This is a genomic window from Mesorhizobium sp. M1A.F.Ca.IN.020.06.1.1, from assembly GCF_004023265.1.
Classification (GTDB): domain Bacteria; phylum Pseudomonadota; class Alphaproteobacteria; order Rhizobiales; family Rhizobiaceae; genus Mesorhizobium.
Map to the genome: position 1 here is coordinate 1 of NZ_RZSR01000853.1, position 2,620 is coordinate 2,620.

At 62.9% G+C, this 2,620-nt stretch carries 2 protein-coding genes; both read right to left on the minus strand.

Annotation, left to right across the window (positions count from 1 at the left end; genetic code table 11):
* Positions 1-1,261 (minus strand): type II and III secretion system protein family protein (locus EOA60_RS28025; RefSeq protein WP_245502628.1); only part of this gene is annotated, 1,261 nt, incomplete at its 3' end.
* An 81-nt stretch (positions 1,262-1,342) separates the two neighbouring features.
* On the minus strand, positions 1,343-2,281 hold the full coding sequence (gene cpaB / locus EOA60_RS28030) for a Flp pilus assembly protein CpaB (protein WP_128312247.1): 939 nt from the start codon (positions 2,279-2,281) through the stop codon (positions 1,343-1,345).
* Positions 2,282-2,620: the final 339 nt, after the last annotated feature.

A 2,620-nucleotide genomic window follows, 5' to 3' on the forward strand; every position in this document is an offset into this window, starting at 1 on the left:
CGGCATTGCTTGGCGGCCGCGTTCCGTCGGTGGGCTCGACCATCTTCTTCGACGGGTCAACCGGTTTGACCAGGTAGGGCGTGACGATGATCACCAGATCGGTCTCGCGCCGCTGATAGGATTTCGAGGAGAACAGCGGACCGAGAACCGGCAGCTTGCCGAGCCCCGGCAGGCGCGAGGTGGTGATGTCGTTCTGCGACTGCAGAAGGCCCGCGATCATGAAGCTCTGGCCGTTTTTCAAGTCGACCGACGTCTTGGCGCGACGCACGATGAAGGCAGGAATGGAAATGCCGCTGCTGACTTCGATCGACGCGGAGGGATCGATCGACGAAACTTCCGGCGCGATATCGAGGCTGACCAGTCCACCCTTGAGCACGGTCGGCGTGAAATCCAGACCGACGCCGTATTTCTTATAGCTGACGCTGATCTTGCCGTTGTCCTCGGACACCGGGATCGGGAACTCGCCGCCGGCAAGAAAGCTCGCCGTCTGGCCCGAGCGGGCGATCAGGTTCGGCTCGGCCAGCCGCCGGGCGAGACCGCGCTCTTCCAGCGCCTTGATGGCGATGTCGATCGAAACCCCGTTGGAAAGCAACCGGCCGATGATCTCGCCGGTCCCGGCGGTCGGTACCGTGCCCGGGTCGATGATGACGTCGCGACCGCCGACGCCGAAGGCAAAGTTGGCCCCGTATTTGGCGCCGAGATCCTGTCCCGCCTGCCGGTTGATCTCGACGAAACGGACATTGAGCTGAACCTGCTGCGAGGACGAGATGTTGACCGAGTTGATCACTTCCTCATTGCCGGAGAAGCGCGACGCGATCTTGCTCGCCTTGTCGGCCGCGACCGCGTCTTCCGCCTCGCCCGAAAGCACCACGCGGCCGTTGGCCGAACCGACCTTGATCTTGGCATCCGGCACGCTGGCGCGGATGGTGTTCGCGAGTTGGTCGGTGTCCAGCGTCACCTCGATGTCGATGGTGCCGACGAGCTGCTTGTTCTGATCGAACAGCGCGATGCCGGTGGTGCCGAGATTGTTGCCCAACACATAGAAGGACTTGTCGGTCAGCGGATTGACGTTGGCGATCTCCGGATCGCCGATGACGATCTGATAGAAGGCCGCGTTCGTCATGATCGTCTTGGGCTTGCCCTTGGCGACTTTGATCGAGGCGTTCTTGGTCGCCGAGACGTATACGACGTCGTTGTTTGCCTGGGCCGGCGCCCCAAAGGCCAGCATTCCGGCGGCTGCCAGAAAGGCGCCCGCCGCCATTGCACGCAGAAGGCGCAGCCCTCTCGTCGTCCGTTCTTTGTTCAACACATGCATTGTCCCGTTCCCGCCGGTCCCCACCGGCTATTGTTCTTGTTCCTTGGAAGGAACGACGTCTCCCTCGGCGGGCTTGGAGGGAACCTTGTATTCCTCCACCTTCGTGCCACGGGACACGATCACCGTCTTGAATTTTGGCTCCTCCGGCTCCTTCGCCACCGCCTTGACCAGCGAGGCGGCGCTTGCCTCGGCGCTCGCGGCAACCGAACCGCCGAAGGAAGAGATGGTGGTAAGCCCGTTGCCGCTGGCGCTGGCATCGGCGGCGGACCGCAAAGACAGCGACAAGGAGCCGACGGTGCGGGCGAGCGCTACCTTCTGCGCCCCTTCGTTCGTGACCTCGAGGGTGACGGAATTGGCGACCTGCGGCTCGGTCTTGCGCTCGTCCGCGCCCTGCCCGACCGAAAGCACCTTGGCGTCGGAGACGACGATTTCGGACGTGACCGTCGAGCCGGCTGCCCCTTGCGCGTTCTTGGACACTTCCTGGATTTCGCCGGCATCGCGCGTCAGCACGACGTCGACCCGGTCGCCCGGCGTGATGAAGCCGCCGACGCCGGCGATCTCGTCGGTGCGGATGGTGACGGCCCGCATGCCCGGCGACAGCATGTTGGAAAGTGTGGCGCGGCCATTCGGTCCCGACAGCTTGGCGAGCAGCACCGGCTCGTTGACCTCGATCGGCGACAGCACGACGCGGCTGCCTTCGGCCAGCAGCTTGTCGACGGTCGGGAAGGCGCCTTGCGGCAGAGAATCCTGCGGCCACGGAATTTCGGTGAGTTGCGACCGGTCGAGATGCATGCCGTAGCGCAGCGGCGCATTCGCCACGACGATGGTCTTGAATTCGACTTTGGCCTCGTGCGGCACCACGATCGATGCCGTCTTCTGCTCGGACTGGGCCCTCGCCTGGCTTTTGACCCAGAAGTCCGCGGCAAAGATCGAGATCGCGCCGAAAACGGCTGCGATGCCGATCATGGTTATGGCCCTGCCCTTCACAACGAAACCCCTGACGCCCCGTGGTCTTTTGTCGTTGAGGCTCACGCTAGGCGTTAATGTTAAAGAATCAGGAATCCGAAGGGTGGAGCCCGCCCTATTTCCAGCGGCTTGGTTATCGAATGGTTTTGGAATAAGAGACAGTTTGATCCCTGAACGGAACAGGAACTCGTTCGCCCGCCAAAAGCGTGGCAGTATCGAGGAGTGATTCGCAGTACCGGACTTAATGGCTAGCATGGACGACACCAGCGATCTTTTCGGCAACCCGGAAAAGCAGCCCCAGCAAGTACGCGCGTCCTCGCTGCCGTCGCGGGCGGCGGC